The organism is Zhenhengia yiwuensis (assembly GCF_014384995.1).
In the GTDB taxonomy this organism is placed as follows: Bacteria; Bacillota; Clostridia; order Lachnospirales; family Cellulosilyticaceae; genus Zhenhengia; species Zhenhengia yiwuensis.
On the sequence record NZ_JACRSY010000008.1, the window covers coordinates 129,674 to 135,673 of the forward strand.

Here is a 6,000-nt window from a genome sequence, read left to right on the forward strand (position 1 = left end):
TTAACTAAAAGTATACTCTTATTTTTAGATACGTCAATATTTTACGAAAGGAATTTTTATCCATGAACGATCTTTTTAAAGCCTTATCAGACCCTTCAAGGCGTAAAATAATTCAGCTTCTTAAAGAAGGTGATTTAACTGCTGGAGAGATTGCTGACCACTTTGATATGGCAAAACCTTCTATTAGTCACCATCTTAATTTACTTAAGCAAGCTAATCTCGTGCTGTCTCAAAAACAAGGTCAAAATGTTATTTATTCTCTGAACACTACAACCTTGCAAGATGCACTTTCATTTTTCTTTGATTTAATTAATAAGGGAGATTCTGATTATGAAAACTAAAAATATATTTTTCAAAAGCATATTTATTCTTACTATTTGTTCCATACTTCTAACACTGTACTTCTATCCTAATCTGCCGAATGAAATTCCTATTCACTTTGACTATTTAGGTAATCCCGATAACTATGGCCCACGTAGTTTTACCTTCTTTACCGCTTTTTTACCACTTATAGTCTTAGTACTCTTAAAAATTATTCCTAAATTTGACCCTAAGTCTGCTTCTTATAAACTGCATCAAAAAGCTTATACCATTTTTATAGCTTTTTTAGTGTTACTTTTTATCCTCTTACACTGGGTTAGTCTCTATGTTGCTTTAGGATATAATCTGCCTATTCAAAAGGTTGTTCCTATTAGCATTGGTATACTCTTTATTGTAATTGGTAATTATATGCCGCAAATTAGACCTAATTACACCTATGGTATTAAATTGCCTTGGACACTTGCAGATGAAAATAACTGGCGTGCTACTCATAGAATAGGCGGTTATTGCTATATTGCATCAGGTATTTTATTCCTTCTTACAGGTTTTGCATCTTCTTTACTTATTTCAGCATGTCTGTTAGTCGCTTTTATCTTTCTTTTTATACCGATGCTCTACTCCTATTTGTATTTTAAACGTCATATCAACAAATAAATATGCAATTTTAGCTAAATTAAATTGCATATTTTAAATTTGTATTGACTTTTTAAACTTGTATTGACTTTTTAAACATTGACAGAGCAAAGACCATCCTTGTACAATAAGTTAATAAAATGTAAAATAGGGTTTATACAAGGAGGTTTGTACCTATGATTATTGTCATGAAACATACAGCAACGCCTGAAGATATACAGGTCGCTATGGGGGCAATTGAAAATGCCGGATTATCTGCCCATATATCTAAAGGGTCTGAAGTAACGATTCTTGGGGTAATAGGCGATAAATCCAGGCTAAGTAGTGACTGCCTTTGTTCATTGAATGGAGTAGATAAAATCGTGCCTATAACAGAGACTTATAAATTAGCTAATCTTAAATTTCATCCAGAACCAACTATTGTCAAGTTAAACAACTGTGAGATAGGCGGTAAAAAACTTATTGTCATGGCCGGTCCATGTGCAATTGAAAGTGAATCCCAGCTTCTCGAATCTGCTGAAGCTGCTAAAAATGGCGGTGCCAAGGTATTACGCGGCGGTGCCTATAAACCACGTACTTCACCTTATGCTTTCCAAGGTCTTGAAGAAGAAGGCCTTAAATATATGAAAACAGCAAGAGAAAAAACAGGTCTTTCTGTTATTTGTGAAGTTACCAGTATTAATGCTGTACAAACAGCGGTCAATTATGTAGATATCCTTCAAATTGGTGCACGCAACATGCAAAACTTTGAACTTTTAAAAGCTGTAGGTAAAACAAACCTACCTGTTCTTTTAAAACGTGGTCTTTCCGCTACTATTGATGAGTGGCTCAATGCTGCTGAGTACATCATGAGTGAAGGTAACCCTAACGTTATTTTATGCGAGAGAGGTATCCGTACTTTCGAGACAGCAACACGTAATACACTAGACATCAGTGCTATTCCTGTTATCAAAGCAAAAAGTCATTTACCTATTATCGTAGACCCAAGTCATGCATCTGGAAAACGTGCCTATATTTCAAGCCTTTCTAAAGCAGCTATTGCAGCAGGCGCAGATGGACTTATTATTGAAGTTCATCCTAATCCAAAAGTTGCACTTTCTGATGGCCCTCAATCTCTTGATCCCCATGATTTCAGCGTACTGATGGATGAGCTTAAACCTATTGCAACTGCTGTAGGGCGTGAACTCTAATGCATATTGGTATTATCGGACTTGGCCTGATTGGGGGATCAATTGCCAAGACACTTAAGAAGGTTCATGCACAAAATAGCTTCATTATAGGCTTTGATACAGATAGTCTATCGGCTGCTAAAGCCTTAGAAGAAGGTGCTATTGACCACATTGCAACTGAACTTGGGGCAGAATTTTCTAAATGTAACGTTATTTTTATTTGTACACCTGTATCTTCTATTGATATGGTAGTAGAAAAGTTATTACCTTTTATAGCATCCGATTGTATTTTGACCGATATTGGCAGTACTAAAGAGAGTGTTATGAAAAAAGTAGAAGATATTTTATCAGGTCATACTAAAAAGGCCTACTTTATAGGTGGCCATCCTATGACTGGTTCTGAACAATCCGGTTACGAAGCTTCTACTAATTATTTATTTGAAAATGCATACTATATTTTAACACCATCACCAGGTACACCTGATTTTATTCTGTTTATTATGCAGAAAATGGTTGAACGTCTTGGTGCTATTCCTATTACACTTGAACCAGGCTACCATGACTTTGCAACTGCTGTTGTCAGTCACTTACCACATATTATCGCAAGTAGTCTCGTTCATCTTGTAAAAAATCAAGATGGCTGTGAGCATTCGCTACACACATTAGCTGCAGGTGGATTTAAAGATATTACACGTATCGCATCTTCAAATCCAACAATTTGGCAAGACATATGCCTATCTAATAAAGCACCTATTAAAGCTTGCCTTGAAAATTATATTGCATCACTTACAGCTTTCTGCCAGACTTTAGAAAGTGAAGATAGCCAAGCTATTTATAACTTCTTTAATGAAGCAGGACGCTACCGTGATACTTTCCAAGATGGTATTAAATCGGATATTGCAAAAGTATTTACTATTTTTGTAGATGCAGAAGATGAGCCTGGTATTATTGCATGTATTGCAACACTACTTAGCTCTCATAGCATTAATATCAAAGATATTGGTATTGTTAACCAACGTGAATTCGCCAGTGGCGTGCTCCGCATTGCCTTTGGTAAGAAAAGCGAAATGGAAAAAGCTAAACATCTTCTTATAAAACATAACTACACAGTCTATTGCTAAAATAGACTGTTTTTACTAAAGAAAAGGAGTTTGACTATGATTATACAACCTGCTTCTCACTTAAAAGGGACTCTCTCTATTCCAGGTGATAAATCCATCTCTCACCGTAGTATTATGTTTGGTAGTATCGCTAAAGGTACTACTAAAATTCATAACTTTCTTATGGGGGATGACTGCTTATCCACTATTGAGTGTTTCCGTAAACTAGGTATAGATATTGAAATGCATAACGACCATATCCTCGTTCATGGCAAAGGCCTACATGGACTTGAGCCTGCTGCTGAAATCCTAGACTGCGGTAATAGTGGCACAACAACACGTCTTATTTCTGGTATATTAGCAGGTCAGCCTTTTACCTCTACTTTGACTGGGGATGCTTCTATTCAAAAACGTCCTATGAAACGTATTATAGAACCACTTCGCCAGATGCATGCTGCTATAGAAGGTAAAGATGATAACTTCTGTCCTCTTACTATTTCCCCAAGCACTTTAGAGGGTATTTGTTATACCTCTCCTGTAGCTAGCGCTCAGGTTAAATCCTGTGTACTTCTTGCTGGCCTCTATGCGAACACTCCAACTACTGTATGTGAGCCTGCTCTATCGCGCGATCATACAGAACGTATGCTAAGCGCTTTTGGTGCTATTATAGAACGTAAAGATAAATGTGTAACGATTTATCCTAATCCTGAGCTTGAGGCAATGGAAGTCGTTGTCCCTGGTGATATTTCTTCAGCTGCTTTCTTTATGGTTGCCGGACTTATTGTCCCAAATAGTAAACTTATACTTCAAAATGTAGGCATCAATCCTACAAGACGTGGTATTTTAGATGCCCTTCTGGCTATGGGCGGACGCATTACCTGCTTTAATGAAAGAGAGCTTTGTGGGGAACCTGTATGTGATATGATAATTGAAAGCTCAGACCTTCACGGTATTACCATAGAAGGTGATATTATTCCAACTATGATTGATGAAATTCCTGCTTTTGCTGTAGCAGCACTCTTTGCACACGGAACCACTATTATTAAAGATGCAAAAGAACTTCGTGTTAAAGAATCTAATCGTATTGATACGATGTGCCATGAATTAGGTAAAATGGGTGCTGTTATTAGGCCACTAGAAGATGGCATGATTATAGAAGGGAATGCAACGCTTCATGGGGCTATACTTGAAAGTTATGATGATCATCGTATTGCCATGAGCTTAGCTGTGGCTGCTCTTAAAGCAACTACACCATCCCAAATTCTTAATAGCGAATGTATTCGTATCTCTTATCCACATTTCTTTGAGCATTTAAAAGCTGTAAGTACTGAGGCTTAAGCCCCAGTACTTACAGCTTTTTACTTTTATTTTTTGTAACAAATGCAATACTTCGTATATATTTGATTAACAGTTTATTTATATGTTATAATCTATCAAGGAGGTGGATTATGAAAAATTTAGTTAAAATGCTTGTTTTCTTCTTTATATTTTTATCCACAACAACACTTCAAGCATCTACAACTTATTCACTTAAAGTGAACAATATCTTATACAACTTAGAATCTCCACTTATTCAAAAAAATGATATGCTTTACATAACAGCTGATGAACTCGCTGAAATTACTTTTGGTACCCTTACAGAACACAAAGGTACTTATACCCTCTCTGTTCAAGGTAAAGATGTCCTATTTGCTCCAAATAAGCTGTCCTTTAACCTAGAAGGTAAAAGCTATACTTTTTCAGTTAGTCCATTTATTTTAGACGATAAACTTTATATACCTATTGAATTATTAAGTTCCTTAGGCTATTCGCTTAAAACAAACTCTAATACTCAGGAAATTTTTCTAAATATCCCTACGCCTTATTCTCGTAATATGGATGATCCACAAGAACACCGCTTTATTGACTCTTTTTATAACTTAGAGAGGTTGCCAGCACATTTACTTAATCTAAGTAGTGAAGAAGTTCTTCAGTCCGCTATTACATCTGCAGTATCTTCTAAACAGTATATAAGCTTTTTAGATAATACCAATAAAGCAAAGCTTGCTGACTTTATTAGAACACGTGTTACGTATTCTCCTTATAATAATATGAAAGTAAGCTTTAGGGTTATTAATACACATACTTACCCTAATACCTTTACAGATACAATAACGCTTCCCCTTAAGGTGAGCTTCTCAGGGGATAATCTTATTCTATATATAGGGGATACACGTATTAACTCTCCTATGTACTGGGCTACATTTTATCCTTCTAAAACTCTAACGCAAATGGATCTTCATAAAAGCTTTGATGCAACCCTTATGAGAGCCTTATATGAATATTATCGTAACACATATGGACTAAAAGATGATAAGTACTTTCAGCCGTTTACACTTATTAGTTCAGATCGTACTAACGAGATGGTTCATGATGCCTATAGCCTTTCATTTAAGTCAGATGATTCTTTAACGGAATATGAATCCACTTACACAGTTCGTGTAAACCGTATACATCCTTCAGGTTCTATACACTATATTATAGACCTTCTAGCGGAATAAGCATAAGAAATGAGGCAGCCCTCCTTATGGACTGCCTCATTTCTTATAAAAAAAAGGTAACTGCAATATATTATCTGAACTGCTACCCGTCAAGTAGACAACTAAAAAAATAAAAACTTGGAGTTGTCAATAAAAAGTAGACACAAAGTTAAGTTGATTTTATGAATTTAATTCTTCAAATTGTGCAGGTGAAATATACCCAAGAGCAGAATGAATTCGCTTTGTGTTATAATACAT

At 35.7% G+C, this 6,000-nt stretch carries 7 protein-coding genes; 6 read left to right on the plus strand and 1 reads right to left on the minus strand.

From position 1 onward, the window contains the following. Positions 1 to 62: 62 nt before the first annotated feature. The 6 genes from H8718_RS06840 to H8718_RS06865 all read left to right on the plus strand — a co-directional run bounded on the left by H8718_RS06840 (position 63) and on the right by H8718_RS06865 (position 5,763). Positions 63 to 341: an autorepressor SdpR family transcription factor gene (locus H8718_RS06840; protein ID WP_249332378.1), complete on the plus strand. Its 279-nt coding sequence runs from the start codon at positions 63 to 65 to the stop codon at positions 339 to 341. Next, positions 331 to 975, plus strand: coding sequence for an SdpI family protein (locus tag H8718_RS06845; protein WP_249332379.1), 645 nt, complete (start codon positions 331 to 333; stop codon positions 973 to 975). The genes H8718_RS06840 and H8718_RS06845 overlap by 11 nt, the downstream gene beginning before the upstream one ends. Positions 976 to 1,130: 155 nt before the next feature. Next, positions 1,131 to 2,144, plus strand: coding sequence for a 3-deoxy-7-phosphoheptulonate synthase (aroF, locus tag H8718_RS06850; protein ID WP_249332380.1), 1,014 nt, complete (start codon positions 1,131 to 1,133; stop codon positions 2,142 to 2,144). Further along, complete coding sequence (locus H8718_RS06855) at positions 2,144 to 3,244, plus strand: prephenate dehydrogenase (protein ID WP_249332381.1); 1,101 nt, start codon at positions 2,144 to 2,146, stop codon at positions 3,242 to 3,244. Before aroF ends, H8718_RS06855 begins: the two co-directional genes overlap by 1 nt. A gap of 36 nt (positions 3,245 to 3,280) precedes the next feature. Further along, positions 3,281 to 4,561, plus strand: coding sequence for a 3-phosphoshikimate 1-carboxyvinyltransferase (gene aroA / locus H8718_RS06860; RefSeq protein WP_249332382.1), 1,281 nt, complete (start codon positions 3,281 to 3,283; stop codon positions 4,559 to 4,561). A 110-nt stretch (positions 4,562 to 4,671) separates the two neighbouring features. Further along, the gene (locus H8718_RS06865) at positions 4,672 to 5,763 is read left to right on the plus strand and encodes a stalk domain-containing protein (protein ID WP_177668999.1); all 1,092 of its coding nucleotides are present in this window, start codon (positions 4,672 to 4,674) and stop codon (positions 5,761 to 5,763) included. 159 nt (positions 5,764 to 5,922) lie between these two features. On the opposite strand, the gene H8718_RS21045 is transcribed toward H8718_RS06865, so the two are convergent. Further along, positions 5,923 to 6,000, minus strand: a complete 78-nt coding sequence (locus H8718_RS21045; protein ID WP_408646572.1) for an IS3 family transposase — start codon at positions 5,998 to 6,000, stop codon at positions 5,923 to 5,925.